At 70.2% G+C, this 14,905-nt stretch carries 16 protein-coding genes, 1 other RNA gene, 1 pseudogene and 1 riboswitch; of the genes and pseudogenes, 9 read left to right on the forward strand and 9 right to left on the reverse strand.

The features are described 5' to 3' along the window. Positions 1-13: 13 nt before the first annotated feature. The 3 genes from WT26_RS16645 to WT26_RS16650 form a co-directional block, all read right to left on the reverse strand. The gene (locus WT26_RS16645) at positions 14-430 is read right to left on the reverse strand and encodes a DoxX family protein (RefSeq protein WP_069273305.1); all 417 of its coding nucleotides are present in this window, start codon (positions 428-430) and stop codon (positions 14-16) included. A 149-nt stretch (positions 431-579) separates the two neighbouring features. After that, a complete protein-coding gene (locus tag WT26_RS38050) occupies positions 580-744 on the reverse strand; it encodes a hypothetical protein (protein WP_231130455.1) in 165 nt (54 codons plus the stop codon). A 52-nt stretch (positions 745-796) separates the two neighbouring features. Further along, entirely contained in the window at positions 797-2,296 is a 1,500-nt protein-coding gene (locus WT26_RS16650) for a cobyric acid synthase (RefSeq protein ID WP_069273306.1), read from the reverse strand. Between the two features lie 74 nt (positions 2,297-2,370). Here WT26_RS16650 and cobU point away from each other — a divergent pair, with 74 nt between their 5' ends. Genes cobU through WT26_RS16670 form a run of 4 tightly spaced genes read left to right on the forward strand, consistent with a single transcriptional unit; the run spans position 2,371 to position 5,789 of the window. Next, a complete protein-coding gene (gene cobU / locus WT26_RS16655) occupies positions 2,371-2,925 on the forward strand; it encodes a bifunctional adenosylcobinamide kinase/adenosylcobinamide-phosphate guanylyltransferase (protein ID WP_059531857.1) in 555 nt (184 codons plus the stop codon). After that, positions 2,919-3,863: an adenosylcobinamide-phosphate synthase CbiB gene (gene cbiB / locus WT26_RS16660; RefSeq protein WP_069273307.1), complete on the forward strand. Its 945-nt coding sequence runs from the start codon at positions 2,919-2,921 to the stop codon at positions 3,861-3,863. Before cobU ends, cbiB begins: the two co-directional genes overlap by 7 nt. Next, positions 3,856-4,875 carry a threonine-phosphate decarboxylase CobD gene (gene cobD / locus WT26_RS16665; RefSeq protein WP_069273308.1) on the forward strand — a complete coding sequence of 340 codons (1,020 nt, stop codon included), beginning with the start codon at positions 3,856-3,858 and terminating at the stop codon, positions 4,873-4,875. Before cbiB ends, cobD begins: the two co-directional genes overlap by 8 nt. Beyond that, on the forward strand, positions 4,872-5,789 hold the full coding sequence (locus WT26_RS16670) for a cobalamin-binding protein (protein ID WP_069273791.1): 918 nt from the start codon (positions 4,872-4,874) through the stop codon (positions 5,787-5,789). The genes cobD and WT26_RS16670 overlap by 4 nt, the downstream gene beginning before the upstream one ends. A 14-nt stretch (positions 5,790-5,803) precedes the next feature. Here WT26_RS16670 and cobC read toward each other — a convergent pair whose 3' ends face one another. The 6 genes from cobC to WT26_RS16700 are packed head-to-tail and all read right to left on the reverse strand — an operon-like array spanning position 5,804 to position 11,980. Beyond that, positions 5,804-6,388: an alpha-ribazole phosphatase gene (gene cobC, locus WT26_RS16675; RefSeq protein ID WP_069273309.1), complete on the reverse strand. Its 585-nt coding sequence runs from the start codon at positions 6,386-6,388 to the stop codon at positions 5,804-5,806. After that, positions 6,373-7,149 carry an adenosylcobinamide-GDP ribazoletransferase gene (locus tag WT26_RS16680; protein ID WP_069273792.1) on the reverse strand — a complete coding sequence of 259 codons (777 nt, stop codon included), beginning with the start codon at positions 7,147-7,149 and terminating at the stop codon, positions 6,373-6,375. The genes cobC and WT26_RS16680 overlap by 16 nt, the downstream gene beginning before the upstream one ends. Then, entirely contained in the window at positions 7,139-8,191 is a 1,053-nt protein-coding gene (gene cobT / locus WT26_RS16685; RefSeq protein ID WP_069273310.1) for a nicotinate-nucleotide--dimethylbenzimidazole phosphoribosyltransferase, read from the reverse strand. Before cobT ends, WT26_RS16680 begins: the two co-directional genes overlap by 11 nt. A gap of 52 nt (positions 8,192-8,243) precedes the next feature. Further along, a complete protein-coding gene (locus tag WT26_RS16690; protein WP_069273311.1) occupies positions 8,244-9,059 on the reverse strand; it encodes an ABC transporter ATP-binding protein in 816 nt (271 codons plus the stop codon). Beyond that, entirely contained in the window at positions 9,056-10,054 is a 999-nt protein-coding gene (locus WT26_RS16695) for a FecCD family ABC transporter permease (protein ID WP_069273312.1), read from the reverse strand. The genes WT26_RS16690 and WT26_RS16695 overlap by 4 nt, the downstream gene beginning before the upstream one ends. Before the next feature lie 42 nt (positions 10,055-10,096). Then, complete coding sequence (locus WT26_RS16700) at positions 10,097-11,980, reverse strand: TonB-dependent receptor domain-containing protein (protein WP_069270465.1); 1,884 nt, start codon at positions 11,978-11,980, stop codon at positions 10,097-10,099. A 63-nt stretch (positions 11,981-12,043) separates the two neighbouring features. After that, positions 12,044-12,298, reverse strand: a riboswitch (cobalamin riboswitch). A 154-nt stretch (positions 12,299-12,452) separates the two neighbouring features. On the opposite strand from WT26_RS16700, the gene WT26_RS16705 reads away from it, so the two are divergent. The 5 genes and pseudogenes from WT26_RS16705 (at position 12,453) to WT26_RS16725 (ending at position 14,835) form a co-directional block, all read left to right on the forward strand. Continuing rightward, positions 12,453-12,803 carry a hypothetical protein gene (locus WT26_RS16705; protein ID WP_021160796.1) on the forward strand — a complete coding sequence of 117 codons (351 nt, stop codon included), beginning with the start codon at positions 12,453-12,455 and terminating at the stop codon, positions 12,801-12,803. Beyond that, positions 12,800-13,114, forward strand: coding sequence for a cell division protein ZapA (locus WT26_RS16710; protein WP_011352906.1), 315 nt, complete (start codon positions 12,800-12,802; stop codon positions 13,112-13,114). The genes WT26_RS16705 and WT26_RS16710 overlap by 4 nt, the downstream gene beginning before the upstream one ends. An 81-nt stretch (positions 13,115-13,195) precedes the next feature. Further along, positions 13,196-13,377, forward strand: a non-coding RNA gene (ssrS, locus tag WT26_RS16715) — 6S RNA. Positions 13,378-13,449: 72 nt separating this feature from the next. Then, entirely contained in the window at positions 13,450-13,911 is a 462-nt protein-coding gene (locus WT26_RS16720; protein WP_021160795.1) for an EVE domain-containing protein, read from the forward strand. Between the two features lie 180 nt (positions 13,912-14,091). Further along, positions 14,092-14,835, forward strand: a pseudogene (locus tag WT26_RS16725) (SIMPL domain-containing protein). Positions 14,836-14,905: the final 70 nt, after the last annotated feature.

Raw genomic sequence — 14,905 nt, forward strand, 5'->3', positions numbered from 1 at the left:
GCGCCGGACCGGGTCACGCCGCGCGCTGCGCCGCGGCCCGCGGCGCGCCGAGCGCGAATGCGCCGCCGCCCAGCAGCGCCTGCACGGCGAGCGTGACGGCCCAGAACGCCGGGTATTCCCAGCCGCCGTTCGGCGACGCGAAGCTCCAGCCGTTCGGCAGATGCGCGGCGAGCGCGCCGAGCATGAACGGCAGCAGCACCAGCGCGGCGACGCGCACGCGGAAGCCCGCGAGCAGCGCCAGGCCGCCGGCCAGTTCGACCGCCGTCGTGACGTAAGCAAGCCACGCGGGCAGGCCGATCGACGCGAAGAACTGCGCGGTGCCGGGCAGCGTGAAGACGAACACCTTCTGCGCGACGTGCGCGAGGTACAGCACGCCGAGCGCGACGCGCAGCAGGGTCGCGGCGAAATCGTTGAGGCGATTGGGGTTCATGTCGGGGTTCCTTCGTGAGTGGATTGGAATGAACCGCACTCTATTTGAACCTTTTCCGCCAATAAACACGCAACACCGCTTAAATTATCTCTCCACGAGAACGAATCAAAATAAAAAGGGACATGAGCCATCATGCCCCGATTCGTGCGTCAGTAGCCGCCGCCCTTGCCCTGCGATCCGCTGTAGCCGGACGAGCTGCCGCCGCCCGATCCGTAATCGCAGGCCTGCGCCCACGTCGGGACCGTCAGCAACGCCAGCAGCAATACGGCCCACCACCATCGAGCCTTCATCGTCGCACTCCTCCAGGCGGACATCCGCCCTCCTTTGGTTGTACGCCACGCGACGAAAAATGCGAGGACGAATCGCTCAGCGGAATTCGGCGTACAGCGCCGGCAGGTCGAGATGGTCGGCGAACGAGTCGGCCAGCCGCTCGAGCGATGCCTCGCGCAGCGCCGGATAGTCGATGCGCTCCGCGCCGTCGAGCCCGGCCCACGCGAGCAGCGCCGCGCATGCGTCGGGCGAGTCGAACAGCCCGTGCACGTAGGTCGCGAGGATCTGGCCATCGGCGGACATCGCGCCGTCCGCGTGCGCGGCGGCCGCGCCGTCGGCCGTCAGCTCGAGCGCGGGCGACGCGAGCGCGGGCCCGTGCGTATCGCCCATGTGGATCTCGTAGCCGCGTACGGCGGCCCCGCCCGGCAGCGCGAGGTGCCCGGTCACGTTCTTCAGCGTCTTGTCGCGCTGCAGCGTCGTGTCGAAATCGAGCAGCCCGAGCCCCGGCACGCTGCCGGGCGCCCCTTCGAGGCCGAGCGGATCGTCGAGCGTACGGCCGAGCATCTGCATCCCGCCGCAGATGCCGATCACCTTGCCGCCGTAGCGCAGATGGCGACGGATCAGCGTGTCCCAGCCCGCGTCGCGCAGCCAGGCGAGATCGCGCTGCACGCTCTTCGATCCGGGCAGGATCAGCAGGTCGGCGTCCGGTACGGGGCCGCTCTTCCAGTACGTGAATTCGACCTGCGGATGCGCACGCAGCGGGTCGAAATCGGTGTGGTTGCTGATGCGCGGCAGCGCCGGCACGACGACGCGCAGCACGCGGCCGCCGGCGTGCGCGGCGTCGCTCCGCGCCTGGGCGGGCAGCATGTCCTCGGCGTCGAGCAGCAGGCCGTGCAGGTACGGCAGCACGCCGAACACGGGCTTGCCCGTCTGCGCACGCAGCCAGTCGAGCCCCGGTTCGAGCAGCTTGAGGTCGCCGCGGAAGCGGTTGATCACGAAGCCGCGCACGCGCGCGCGCTCGCTGTCCGACAGGCACGCGAGCGTACCGACCAGGTGCGCGAACACGCCGCCGCGGTCGATGTCGGCGACGAGCACGACCGGGCAGTCGACGCGTTCGGCAAACCCCATGTTCGCGATGTCGCCTTCGCGCAGGTTGATCTCGGCCGGGCTCCCCGCACCCTCGACGATCACCGTGTCGTAGCCGGCGCGCAGGCGCGCGTACGACTCGAGCACGGCCTCGAACGCGACCGGCTTGTAGCCGTGATACGCGCGCGCATCGAGGTTCATGCGCGCCTTGCCGTGAATGATCACCTGCGCGCCGCGGTCGCTCGTCGGCTTCAGCAGCACGGGGTTGAAATCCGTATGCGGCGCGACGCCCGCGGCCAGCGCCTGCAGCGCCTGCGCGCGGCCGATTTCGCCGCCGTCGGCCGTCACCGCGCTGTTGAGCGCCATGTTCTGCGGCTTGAACGGCGCAACGCGCGCGCCGCCGCGGCGCGCCAGCCGGCACAGGCCCGCGACCAGCGTGCTCTTGCCCGCGTCGGACGTCGTGCCCTGGATCATCAGCGTGCCGCGCGGCCGCGGCTCGGGTGCATTCATCGTGTAATGGTCGTCGCGAGGCAAAGGCCGCATTATCCCCCGCGCCGGGTTGCCCGCGCCGTTACAATCACGCGATGATTCCGCACGACCTCACCTTCGTCCTCGGCGGCGCCCGCTCGGGCAAGAGCGCGCACGCCGAGCGCCTCGCCGCCGACTGCGGCCGCCCCGTCACCTACATCGCGACCGCGACCGCCGCCGATGCCGAATTCGCGCAGCGCATCGCGCACCATCGCGCGCGCCGGCCGGCCGCCTGGGGCTTCGCCGACGCCCCCGTCGACCTCGCCGGCACGCTCGCGCGGCTCGACGATCCGCACGCGTGCCTGCTCGTCGACTGCCTGACGCTGTGGCTCACGAACCTGCTGTGCCCGGCCGACGGCGAACCGCTCGACGATGCGCAGTACGCGGCGCAGGTCGACCGGCTCGAGCAGGCGTTGCGCGGCGCGCGTGCGAAGGTGATCGTCGTCAGCAACGAGATCGGGCTCGGCGTCGTGCCGCTCGGGTCGGTCACGCGCCGCTACGTCGACGAACTCGGGCGCCTGAACCAGCGCGTCGCCGCGCTCGCGACGCGCGTGACGCTGCTGGTGGCGGGGCTGCCGCTCGAACTCAAGGCCGGAGCGCCGTCATGCTGATGCTGTCGCTGCCCGTTGTCGCGATGTTCGCGGTCGCGGCCGCGATCGTCGACCGCGCGATCGGCGAACCGGCCGGCTGGCATCCGCTCGTCGCGTTCGGCCGCCTCGCCGCGCGCATCGAAGGCGCGCTGAACACGGGCCGGCGCGGCCGCGCGATCGGCGTCGCCGCATGGATCGCGGCGGTCGTGCCGCCGGTCGCCGTCGCGGCATGGCTCGCGGCCGTGCTGCCATGGCCGCTCGCGGCCGCGCTGCACATCGCCCTGCTGTGGTTCGCACTCGGCGCGAAAAGCCTCACCGACCATGTCGCGCCGATCGCCGCGGCGCTGCTGCGGCGCGACCTCGGCGCCGCCCGCTCGCTGACCGCGCGCATCGTGTCGCGCGACACGAGCGACGCGGACGAAGGCGCGCTGTCGCGTGCGGCCGTCGAATCCGCGCTCGAGAACGGCAACGACGCGATCTTCGGCGCGCTGTTCTGGTTCGTCGTCGCAGGCGGCCCCGGCGCGCTGCTGTTCCGGCTCGCGAACACGCTCGACGCGATGTGGGGCTACCGCACGCCGCGCTTCCTGACCTTCGGCTGGGCCGCCGCGCGCCTCGACGACGCGCTCAACTGGATTCCCGCGCGCCTGACGGCGGCCAGCTACGCGCTGCTCGGCGACACGGCCGCCGCATGGCGCTGCTGGCGCACGCAGGCACGCCACTGGGACAGCCCGAACGCGGGCCCGGTGATGGCCGCCGGCGCCGGCAGCCTGAACGTGCAGCTGGGCGGCCCGGCCGTCTATCACGGCGAGATCGAGCACCGCCCGGTGCTCGGCGCGGGTTCGCCCGCGAGCGCCGCGCATATCGTCGCCGCGTTGTCGCTCGTCACGCGCACGCTTGCCCTGTGGCTCGCGCTGCTGGTCGCGAGCGGCGCACTCGTCATGGCCACCCATCATGTCTGACACCCGCATCGTGCACGGCGGCAACCTGCATGAAGCCGCACGCCGCCACGGCATTCCGTACGACACGTGGCTCGACCTGTCGACCGGCATCAATCCGGTCGGCTATCCGGTGCCGCCCGTCCCGGCCGACGCGTGGCGCCGGCTGCCCGACGACGGCGACGGCCTCGCCGCGTGCGCGGCCGATTACTACGGCGCGCCGGACCCGGCGCACGTACTGCCGGTTGCCGGCAGCCAGGCCGCGATCCGCGCGTTGCCCGCGCTGCTGCCGGCCGGCGACGCCGGCGTCGCGACGCTCGCGTACGGCGAATACGCGCCCGCTTTCGCGCGACACGGCCATCGCGTCGTCGCGCTCGACATCGGCACCGATACGTTGCCTGCAACGCTGCGCCACGTCATCGTCGGGAATCCGAACAATCCGACCGCCGAATGCGTGCCGGCCGAACGCCTGCTCGGCTGGCATGCGCAACTGGCGGCGCGCGGCGGCACGCTGGTCGTCGACGAGGCGTTCGCCGATACGGGCGCGGCCGGCTCGCTCGCCGCTTGCGTGAACCGCCCGGGGCTCGTCGTGCTGCGTTCGGTCGGCAAGTTCTTCGGGCTCGCCGGCATCCGCGCAGGCTTCGTGCTGGCCCATCCCGAGCTGATCGTCTCGCTGCGCGACCTGCTCGGCGCCTGGACGGTCGGCGGCCCCGCACGCCATGCGGTCGCCGCGGCATTCGCCGATCGCGCATGGCAGGCCGCCGCCCGCGAGCGGCTCGCGGCCGACGGCGAGCGGCTCGCGGCGCTGCTGCGCGGACACGGCTACGTCGTGCATTCGACGCCGCTGTTCAGCTGGACCGCCGATCCGCACGCGGCGGACTTGCATGCGGCGCTGGCGCGGCACGGCATCTGGACGCGCCATTTCGCGCAGCCGTCGAGCGTACGCGTCGGCCTGCCGGGCAACGACGACGAATGGCGGCGTCTCGAGCGCGCGCTTGCACAGTGCGTGCCGGCATTGCGCGCGCAGCCGCGATGACGAACGACGTGCGCCGCGGCCTGCCGGCGCTTGCGGCACTGATCGCGCTCGGCGCCGCCCCGTTCGCGCATGCGGACGTCAGCGCACGCGACGACGCCGGCCATACCGTCACGCTGCCTGCACCCGCGCAACGCGTGATCAGCCTCGCGCCGCACGCGACCGAGCTCGTCTACGCGGCCGGCGGCGGCACGAAGCTCGTCGGCACGGTCACGTACAGCGACTATCCGCCCGCCGCGCAGGCGATACCGCGCGTCGGCGACAACAAGGCGCTCGACCTCGAGCGGATCGCCGCGCTGAAGCCCGACCTGATCGTCGTCTGGCGGCACGGCAACGCCGAGCGGCAAACCGACGCGCTGCGCGCATTGCATATCCCGCTGTTCTTCAGCGAACCGAAGCACCTCGACGACGTATCGTCGTCGTTGCGCCGGCTCGGCACGCTGCTCGGCACGCAGCCCGCGGCCGACGCGGCGGCGGCATCGTTCACGCGCGACATCGCGGCGCTGCGCGCACGTTATGCCGCGCGCGCGCCCGTCACGACGTTCTTCCAGGTCTGGGACCGGCCGCTGATGACGCTCAATGGCGCGCACCTGATCAACGACGTGATCGAACTGTGCGGCGGCCGCAACGTGTTCGCATCGCTCAAGCCGCTCGTGCCGACCGTCACCGACGAGGCCGTGCTCGCGGCCAATCCGGAGGCGATCGTGACGACGGGCGCGGGTGCGTCGCGTACGGACGAACCGCTGCCGAGCCTGGCGCGCTGGCGCACGTGGCCCGCACTGACGGCCGTGGCGCGCAACAACCTGTTCGCGATCGACGGCGACCTGCTGACGCGGCCGTCGCCGCGGATTGCGCAAGGCGCGGCCGCTCTGTGCGAGGATCTCGATGCCGCGCGTGCGCGGCGGCCCGCACGCTGACGGACGCGCGACGCTCACGCGTCCCAGTGCACGATCTCCCACGCGCCGGCCGCATCGTGCATGCGCAGCCACACGATGCCGCCGAACGGCACCGGCCGCGACAGCAGCGTATCGAGCGGCACGCACAGTACATGCGCCGCAAACACGCGGATCACGCCCGCATGCGTGACCGCCCATTGCGGCGCATCGGCCTGCACGGTCGCGTCGACGCCTTGCGCGACCCGGGCAGCGAACCGCGCGACGCTTTCGCCGCCATGCGCGCACGCATGCATCAGGTCGGCCGCCCACGCATCGAGTGCCGCGCGATCGATATCGTCCCAGCGCCGCATCTCCCACGCGCCGAAATCCATTTCCTGCCAGCATCCGTCGTACTGCAACGGCACGCCGAGCGCCTGCGCGAGCCGCTCGGCCACCGACGCGCAGCGCGTCAGCGGGCTCGACCAGATGCGCTGCGGCAATGGCGCGCGCAACGCGTCGAGCCGCTCGCGCACACCCTGCGCGCCGGCCTGCGCCGACGCGGCGAGCGGCACGTCGCTGCGTCCGTAGCATATGCCCGGCTCGACACCGACGGCCGGATGACGGATCAGGACGACGTCCATCCGAGCACCACGAGATAGATTGCCAGTTCGCACAGTTGTTGCGTGAAGCCGAGACAGTCGCCGGTATAACCGCCGATCCGCCGGACCAGATAGCGTGCGAGCCACGCGCGCAGCAGCACGAGCGCGCCGAGCGCGGCGACGCCCATGCGCCAGTCGGGCCAGAACAGCCACGGCAATCCGAACAGCGCGGCGACACACGCCGCGCGCGCCCCCATCCGTTGCGCGACCGGTTTCGCCTTGCCTTCGGGCCGCACGTAGTCGAGCGTCATCAGCAGGCTCACGGCCGCCGCGCGGCTCGCCGCGTGCGCGGCGATCATCGTCCATGCGGCACGCAACGGCAGCATCGACGCAAGTGCCTGCCATTTCACGCCGAGCGCGATCACGAGCGCGACCGCGCCGAACGTGCCGATCCGCGAGTCGTGCATGATGCGCAGCACGTCGTCGCGCGTATAGCCGCCGCCGAACGCATCGCAGCTGTCGGCGAGGCCGTCCTCGTGGAAGGCCCCCGTTGCGAGCAGCGTGGCGGCCATCGACAGCCCGACCGCGATCGACACGGGCAGCGCGCGCAGCGCGACCAGATACACGAGCGCGCCCCACGCGCCGACGCATGCGCCGACGAGCGGGAAATAACGCGCGGCCTGGTCGAGATCGCCGGCCGCGTAGCCGATCGCGCGCGGCACGGGCACGCGCGTGAAGTAGCCGAGTGCGACGAAGAAGTAGCGCAGCTCGGCCCGCGCGCCGCGCGCGCGATCAGGCGTCACGATCGTCGACACCGGCGGATTCGAAGCTCGCCATTTCCGTGAGGAACGCAGCGGCCGCACGCACGAGCGGCAGCGCGAGCGCCGCGCCCGTGCCTTCGCCGAGCCGCAGGTCGAGCGCGAGCAGCGGCTTCGCGCCGAAATGCTCGAGCATGCGCCGGTGTCCGGCCTCGTGCGACGTATGCGAGAACACGCAGTAGTCGCGCACGCCGGGCGCGATGCGTTCGGCGACGAGCAATGCGGCCGTCGCGATGAAGCCGTCGACGAGGATCGTCATCCGTTCGCTCGCGGCCGCGAGATACGCGCCCGTCATCATCGCGATCTCGAAGCCGCCGAACGTCGCGAGCACGTCGAGCGGCGCGATCGCGTGCGAGTGCTTGACGAGCGCACGGCCGAGCACCGCGCGCTTGTGCGCGAGGCCCTGGTCGTCGAGGCCCGTGCCGCGCCCGACGCAGGCGTCGATCGGCACGTCGAGCAGGCGGCTCATCAGGCACGCGGCCGACGACGTGTTCGCGATCCCCATCTCGCCGAAGCCGATCACGTTCGTGCCGAGCGACGCATGCAGGCGCACGCGCGCCGCGCCGGCCGCGAGCGCCGTCATCGCCTCGTCGCGCGTCATCGCAGGTTCCGTCGCGAAGTTGCGCGTGCCGCGCGCGACCGGCAGCGACACCAGCCGGTCGGACAGCGGCAGCGGCGACGCGACGCCGGCATCGACGATCTCGAGCGTGCTCTGCGCGACGCCCGAGAACGCGTTGATTGCCGCGCCGCCGGCGAGGAAGTTCGCGACCATCTGTGCGGTCACCGCCTGCGGATAGGGGCTCACGCCTTCGGCGGCAATCCCGTGATCGCCGGCGAACACGATCATCACGGGACGCTGCACGACCGGCCGCTCGGTGTGCTGGATCAGGCCGACCTGCAGCGCGACCGCCTCGAGCTGGCCGAGGCTGCCGGGCGGCTTGGTCTTGTGGTCGATCACATGCTGCAGGCGCTTGCGCAGCGCGTCGTCGAGCGGCGCGATCGCGGGCGGGAAGTCGATCGGTGTCATCGTGAGTTCACCTCATGGGCGCGGCAACCGCCGCGCGTCGAAAGAAAGGCATTCATCGCCGCTCGGGCCACGCCGGCAGCAGCGCATCGCGGCCGTTCTCGCGGATCAGCACGAGCGGATAACCGAACGCGTCGCTCGCGCGCTCGGGCGTCAGCACGTCGTGCACGGGGCCGGCCCACGCGTGGCCGCGGCCGTCGAGCAACAGCGCATGCGTCGCGAAACGCCGCGCGAGATTCAGATCATGGCACGAGAACAGCACCGTGCGCGGGCCCGCGTCGAGCCAGGCGGCCAGCGCGGTCAGGCAATCGATCTGGTGATGCAGGTCGAGATGCGCGAGCGGTTCGTCGAGCAGCATCGACGGCGCGGCCTGGCACAGCGTCGCGGCCAGCGCGACGCGCTGCCGCTCGCCGCCCGACAGCGACAGCACGTCGCGCGACGCAAGCGCGGCCAGGTCGAAGGTCGCCAGCGCGTCGCGCGCGGCCGCGCGATCGCCGTCGCGCTCCCAGCCCCAGCCGCCGAGATACGGAAAGCGGTTGAGCAGCACCGTATCGAACACGGTCGCGCTGAATGCGTCGTGCAGTTGCTGCGGCATCAGCGCGCGGCGCTGCGCGAGCTGCGCGGGTGGCCACGCGGCAAGCGGCCGGCCGTCGATCTCGACGTGTCCGCCGGCCGGCGGCTGCAGCCCCGCGAGGGTCGCAAGCAGCGTCGTCTTGCCCGCGCCGTTCGGCCCCGCGACGCACCAGATCTCGCCCGGACGGAACGCCTGCGTGAAGCCGTCGAGCAGCGTGCGCGCGCCAGCCTTCAGCGTCAGGCCGACGGCCGCGTAGCTCATCTCGGCGCCGGCGGCGTGCAATGCGGCACGGGTCATCGTATCGGCCTCCTGAGCAACATCCACAGGAACACCGGCACGCCGATCAACGCGGTCATCACGCCGACCGGCAGTTGCGCGGGCGCGATCGCGGTGCGGGCGAGCAGGTCGGCCGCCATCACGCCACCGCCGCCCGCGAGCATCGCGGCGGGCAGCAACATCCGCTGATCGTTGCCGAATGCGAGCCGCAGCGCGTGCGGCACGACGAGGCCGACGAAGCCGATCGTGCCGGCCGTCGTCACCGCGGCCGCGGCGGCCAGCGACGCGACGAGATAGATCCGCACACGCAGGCGCGCAACGGGCACGCCGAGCGCGAGCGCCGTCGCATCGCCGCGCAGCAGCACGTTCAGTTGCGGCGCGGCCGGCAGTGCGATGCACGCGGCCAGCAGCAGCGCGCCCCACGCGAACCACGGTGCGCTGACGCCGTTCAGGTCGCCCGTCAGCCAGAAGATGATCCCGCGCAGCCGCGCATCGGGCGCGAGCGACAGCAGCAGCGTGACGAGCGCGCCCCACCCCGCCGCGATCACGACGCCCGTGAGCAGCAGCCGCGGCGACGCATCGCGCGACTCGCCGCGCCACAGCTCGCGGCGCGCGAGTCCGAGCACGAGCGCGACCGACACGAGCGAGCCGGCGAACGCCGACACATCGACGAGCCACCATGCGCCGCCCGCGATCATCGCGACGAGCGCGAAGCCGGCCGCACCGCCGGACACGCCGAGCACGTACGGATCGGCGAGCGGGTTGCGCAGCAACACCTGCAACAACGAACCGGCCAGCGCGAGCAGCGCACCGCATGCGAAGCCCGCGAGCGCGCGCGGCAAGCGCAGCGTGCGGACGATGTCGGCGAACAGCGCGTCGCCGCCATGCGGCACGAGCGACGCGAGCGCCTGCCACGGCGACATCGGCACGCTGCCGATCGACAGCGACGCGACGAACAGCGCGGTGACCACGACCGCGAGCGCGGCCCAGATCGTGGTGGCGCGCGCGGCGCTCATGCGGCGTCCCGTCCCGCGCGCGCGGGCGCGCCGCCCGGCCGCTTACTGCTGCTGCCAGCCGAGCGTGACATAGGCGCCGCGGCGCGGCGTGTTGTAGGCATAGGCAAGCTCGTAGTCCTTGTCGAAGAGGTTGTCGATGCGTGCGCTGACGTACCACGCCTTCGTGATGTTGTAGCGCGCGGACAGGTTGACGAGCCCGTAGCCGCCGAGACGTCCGCCGTATCGATCGTTGCGCGCGCCACTGACGAGCCATTCACCGCCGACCCGCACGGGACCGAACGCACGGCTCACCGAAGCCGACGCGAAACGCCGCGCGCGACGGTCCAGGTCCCGATTCTGCGATTCGTCGACCGGGTTCTGCAAGGTGGCGGCGACCCGCACGTCGGTCGCGCCGACATGCCCCTGCCACGATGCTTCGAGCCCCTGTACCTTCGCGCGGCCGACGTTCCGCGCGACGGGCTGGTAGTCGATGAGGTTCGTGTAACGCGTCTGAAATGCGGTCAGGCGCGCGACGCCCACCGCATCGGACGCATACTGCACCGCGGCCTCGACCGAATGGCTGCGCTCGGGCCGAATCGACGGATTACCGTAAATCGGGTAGTAGAGGTCGTTGAAGGTCGGTGCGCGAAACGCGCTCGAATAGCTCGCGGTGACTTTCCACCGGTCGGTGAGATCGAGACCGTAGCCGAGATAGTACGAGTTCGCGCCGCCGAAATCCGAATACTGGTCGCGCCGCACGTTCGCCTGGAACTGCTGGCGGCCGATGCGTGCCGTGTAGCCGAGCCAGCCGGAATTCACGTGACGCTGCGGCACCGCATAGACGTTCGACATGAACTGCTGGTCGAGCCGTTCGTAGCCGGCCTGGATCACGTGGTCCGGCGCGATCCGGAAATCGTTCTGCCACGTGTACTGGCGGCCGTCGGTATTGAAGTGGTCGGTGTAAGCGCCGTTCAGTTCCGACTGGTTGCGGTCGTTGCCGATCGCGACGCTCACGTGCGTCGTCCACCAGTCGAACAGCTTGCCGTTCGCGAACGCGCGCGCCTGCTGCACGCGCGAATACAGGTTGTTCAGGTCGGTCGGCGCGCCGAACGCGCTGTCGTAGCTGCTGTTGCCGTTCGACTGAAAGTAGCTGACGCCTGCGTCCCAGCGGTCGTCGAAGCGGTGCCGCAGCGACGCGGTGACGCTCTCGTTCAGATAGCCGTTCGCGTTCGGGTTCGCCTTCGGCCGCTTCGCCGGATCGAGCGCGGAGAATCCATTGTCCTTCTCGCGCGCGACCGACACGCTGAAGGTCGTCCTGCCTTCGCCGTCGAGCCGGCCCGACACGCCCGCCTGCTGGGTCTGCGTGCCGTAGCTGCCGAGGCCGACCGCGAAATTGAAGCGCGGCGGATGATTGCCGCCATGCTTCGTGAACACCTGCACGACGCCGCCGATCGCGCCGGAGCCATACAGCGACGACACGTTGCCGTTCACCACCTCGACGCGCTCGATCTGGTCGAGCGGCAACTGGCTCAGTTGCGCTGTGCCGAGACTCGCGGAATCGACCCGCACGCCGTCGATCAGCACGAGCGACTGCGTCGATTGCGCGCCGCGCAGGAACAGCGTCGCGGTCGCGCCCGGGCCGCCGTTGCGCACGATCTGCGCGCCCGGCGCAAGCGCGAGCAGCGTCGGCAGGTCGGCGCCGGGATGCGCGGCGAGGTCCTGCGCGTCGAACACGGTGGTTTGCGGGATCGCGTCGGCGAGCGCCTGCGGCGCACGCTGCGCGGTGACGACGACCGGCGCGAGCAGCGCGGCGTCAACGGTATGGCCGGCGGATGCGGCCGTGGGTGCGGCGGGGCCATTGCCGTCGGCGGCCGTCGTCTGCGCGGCGGCGGCAAGCGGCAGCCCGCAAAGCGCGCCGAGCGCCGTGCGAGCGATTGGGGTCGGCATCGAAGAAAGTCCTGTGAACCGCAGCGCGCCCCGCTTCCCCGCAGGCCGCGCGTCACGAAGCCCGTGCGGGCTCCCCGCCTCGGCCGGTATCCGGGCTGGCGGCGTCCGGCTCGCCTTCCCGCGCAAGACATGCGCAGTGGCCTGCGCCCGCGTGCGAACCGCACACGCCGAGCGCACCCGAGCCGGCCTGCATCGTCCGATGCGGCCGCTTACCGTTGCGGGGGCAGCGCAGGTTGGCGGCTTCCTGGCGGAGCCCGCGCCCTGCTTCCCGTTTAACCGCGCGTGGCACGCGCGAGCACCGAGGCGGCGCCAGTTTAGGAGCGGGTCGCACGAGCGTCAAGAAAACGGTCCGCGCGACGCGCAACCGGCATATTCGCGGCAAGAAGCAGGGGTGTTACGACTGGAAACGTTACAGATGTCGGTTTGCGCGTTATTCCGCGCTAAAATGCTGGGTCTTTAGAGGACGCAGCAAATGCTCAACGAACTCGAAACCCTATCTCAAAATATTGGCCGTCTGATTTCGCTGAACAAGCGCTATCACTCGGAACGGCTCGCGCTCGAGGAGCAGGTCGCGCAATTGCGCGCGGACGCGGACACGGTCCGCGCGGAACTCGCGCAACTGCGCGACGAACGCAATGCGCTCGCGGCCGAGCGCGACACGCTGTCGGCAAAGATCGACGACGCCCAGGTGAAACTGAACGCGATTCTCGAAAAGCTGCCGCGCTCGAAAAGCGCGGAGCAAGCCGACAACCAGCTCGACCTGCTGGATGCGCAGGCGCGTACGGATGGCGATGACGCGGCCAGCCACGGAGAACATGCATGAGCACCAAGCAGATCGAAGTCTCGATTCTCGGTCAGGCCTATCGGCTCGCCTGTTCGGCCGAGACCGAAGCGGCGCTGCTCGAAGCGGTCGCACGCGTCGACGCCGAAATGTCGAAAATCCGCTCGAACAGCTCGGTACGCGGCACCGATCGCATCGCCGTGATGGCGGCGCTGTCGCTCGCTTCCGAATTGCTGCGGCTGCAAACGAGCGTGCGGCACGGTGAAGCATTTCCGGCGGAGGAAATCCGTCGTACAATGCACCAGATGAACGAACAGCTCGGCGCGGTGCTCGCACAGCACGAGACGCAGTAACGTTTTAATCGATGCGTCGATTCCCCTTGATCTCGGCGATCAACGGTGGTCAAATTGGCGCATCGAATCACAGTTCAGTCAGCTTCCCTGCCTGGTTCGCCAAGGTCATATATTCCTTGAACCAATGCCATGTGCACGGTTGCGGAAATTTGTAGCACGGGCGCGCGCGTCACTCTGTCTGATGTACCCGAAGTGCTGCTAACTGCGACCAATTCTGAACCTCAGGTTCAGGATGCCGGCCTAGCGGCCAAGGCGGGGGCCTATCCAACGGCATCGGGCAAAGCCCGGTGCCGTTTTCTTTTGTAGCAGCCTTCTTTCTGCGTCGATCACGATCCATGCAATACTGGCTGATGAAGTCCGAACCGGACGAAGCAAGCATCGACGATCTCGCCAACGCACCGCAGCGCTCGCTGCCGTGGACGGGCGTGCGCAATTATCAGGCGCGCAATTTCATGCGCGACACGATGAAGATCGGCGACGGCGTGCTGTTCTATCACTCGAGCTGCCCCGAGCCGGGCATCGCAGGCCTCGCCGAGGTGTCGTCGACGCCCTACCCCGATCCCACGCAGTTCGATCCGAAAAGCCCCTATTACGATCCGAAGTCGACCCGGGAAGCGCCGCGCTGGCTGCTCGTCGACGTGCGCTACGTGAAGAAATCGCCGCTCGTGCCGCTCGCCGCGCTGCGCGAACACGACGAACTCGCCGACATGCGCGTGCTCGCACGCGGCAACCGGCTGTCGATCACGCCCGTCACGCGCGCCGAATGGCGGTTCATCACCGAAAAGCTGATGAAGTAGGCGCACGCCAAACGTCAAATCTGGTCAGTACGCGCCGCCGCCGCGGAACTCACGGCACGTTCGCGCGGCCTAAGCAACCGCTGCCGGCCGATCGAGCCGGCCGTCGTTTTCTCGTCGCGCGGTACGCCCGCGTCGCGCACGCGTGATCCGCGTGCGCGCCCTCGCACAAGGAGTCCAACAATGACCAAGAAATCCGCACTCGCGCTGTCGCTCGCCCTTGCCGCCGCCGTTCCCGTCGCGCTGACGCTCGCGTCGCCCGCCGCGCACGCGCAAGCCGCGAACCCGCACTTTCCGGAGCCGGCAGGCGTGCTGTCGCTGTCGTCGCAGGCCAGCGCCGACGTGCCGCAGGACATCATCCACATCACGCTGTTCTACGAGCAGCAGGCCAAGGATCCGGGCAGCCTCACCGCGCAATAATTGAACCAGCGCGCCGACGCCGCCCTGTCGCAAGCGAAGGGCGTATCGGGCGTCACGGCCCACACGGGCGCGTTCTCCGTCTATCCGAGCACCGATCGCGACGGCAAGATTTCCGCATGGCGCGGCCGCACCGAGGTCGCGCTCGAATCGCGCGATTTCGCCGCGGCGTCGAAGCTGGCCGGCCAGTTGTCGAACCTGATGCAGGTCGCGAACGTCGAGTTCTCGCTGTCGCCCGAAGCGCAGCGCGCAGCCGAGCAGAAGCTGACGACCGAGGCGATCAAGTCGTTCCGCGCCCGCGCGGACGAAGCCGCGAAGGCATTCGGCTACAGCAGCTACACGATCCGCGACGTGAACGTCGGCAGCGGCCGCAACGTGCAGCCGTATCCGCGCATGATGGCGATGGCCGCCGCACCGATGGACAGCGCAAAGATGAGCGCACCGATCGCGGTCGAAGGCGGCAAGGCTACCGTGTCGGTCACCGTCAACGGTTCCGTGCAGATGAAGTAACGCACGACGCTCGAGCACTTCGGATGCGAAAACGCCGGCCCAGTGGCCGGCGTTTTTCGTCGGTGCGTCA

The sequence above is a fragment of the Burkholderia cepacia genome, from assembly GCF_001718835.1.
GTDB classification, from domain to species: Bacteria; Pseudomonadota; Gammaproteobacteria; order Burkholderiales; family Burkholderiaceae; genus Burkholderia; species Burkholderia cepacia_F.

What these genes read in the sequence shown, in the direction of transcription:
- cobT (WP_069273310.1), bottom strand. Translation starts at nt 8,191, where the DNA reads ATGACACCGATCGACTTCCCGCCCGCGATCGCGCCGCTCGACGACGCG.
- cobC (WP_069273309.1), bottom strand. Translation starts at nt 6,388, where the DNA reads ATGGACGTCGTCCTGATCCGTCATCCGGCCGTCGGTGTCGAGCCGGGC.
- cobD (WP_069273308.1), top strand. Translation starts at nt 3,856, where the DNA reads ATGTCTGACACCCGCATCGTGCACGGCGGCAACCTGCATGAAGCCGCA.
- cobU (WP_059531857.1), top strand. Translation starts at nt 2,371, where the DNA reads ATGATTCCGCACGACCTCACCTTCGTCCTCGGCGGCGCCCGCTCGGGC.
- cbiB (WP_069273307.1), top strand. Translation starts at nt 2,919, where the DNA reads ATGCTGATGCTGTCGCTGCCCGTTGTCGCGATGTTCGCGGTCGCGGCC.
- WT26_RS16700 (WP_069270465.1), bottom strand. Translation starts at nt 11,980, where the DNA reads ATGCCGACCCCAATCGCTCGCACGGCGCTCGGCGCGCTTTGCGGGCTG.
- WT26_RS16650 (WP_069273306.1), bottom strand. Translation starts at nt 2,296, where the DNA reads ATGAATGCACCCGAGCCGCGGCCGCGCGGCACGCTGATGATCCAGGGC.
- WT26_RS16705 (WP_021160796.1), top strand. Translation starts at nt 12,453, where the DNA reads ATGCTCAACGAACTCGAAACCCTATCTCAAAATATTGGCCGTCTGATT.
- WT26_RS16695 (WP_069273312.1), bottom strand. Translation starts at nt 10,054, where the DNA reads ATGAGCGCCGCGCGCGCCACCACGATCTGGGCCGCGCTCGCGGTCGTG.
- WT26_RS16690 (WP_069273311.1), bottom strand. Translation starts at nt 9,059, where the DNA reads ATGACCCGTGCCGCATTGCACGCCGCCGGCGCCGAGATGAGCTACGCG.
- WT26_RS38050 (WP_231130455.1), bottom strand. Translation starts at nt 744, where the DNA reads ATGTCCGCCTGGAGGAGTGCGACGATGAAGGCTCGATGGTGGTGGGCC.
- WT26_RS16670 (WP_069273791.1), top strand. Translation starts at nt 4,872, where the DNA reads ATGACGAACGACGTGCGCCGCGGCCTGCCGGCGCTTGCGGCACTGATC.
- WT26_RS16710 (WP_011352906.1), top strand. Translation starts at nt 12,800, where the DNA reads ATGAGCACCAAGCAGATCGAAGTCTCGATTCTCGGTCAGGCCTATCGG.
- WT26_RS16645 (WP_069273305.1), bottom strand. Translation starts at nt 430, where the DNA reads ATGAACCCCAATCGCCTCAACGATTTCGCCGCGACCCTGCTGCGCGTC.
- WT26_RS16720 (WP_021160795.1), top strand. Translation starts at nt 13,450, where the DNA reads ATGCAATACTGGCTGATGAAGTCCGAACCGGACGAAGCAAGCATCGAC.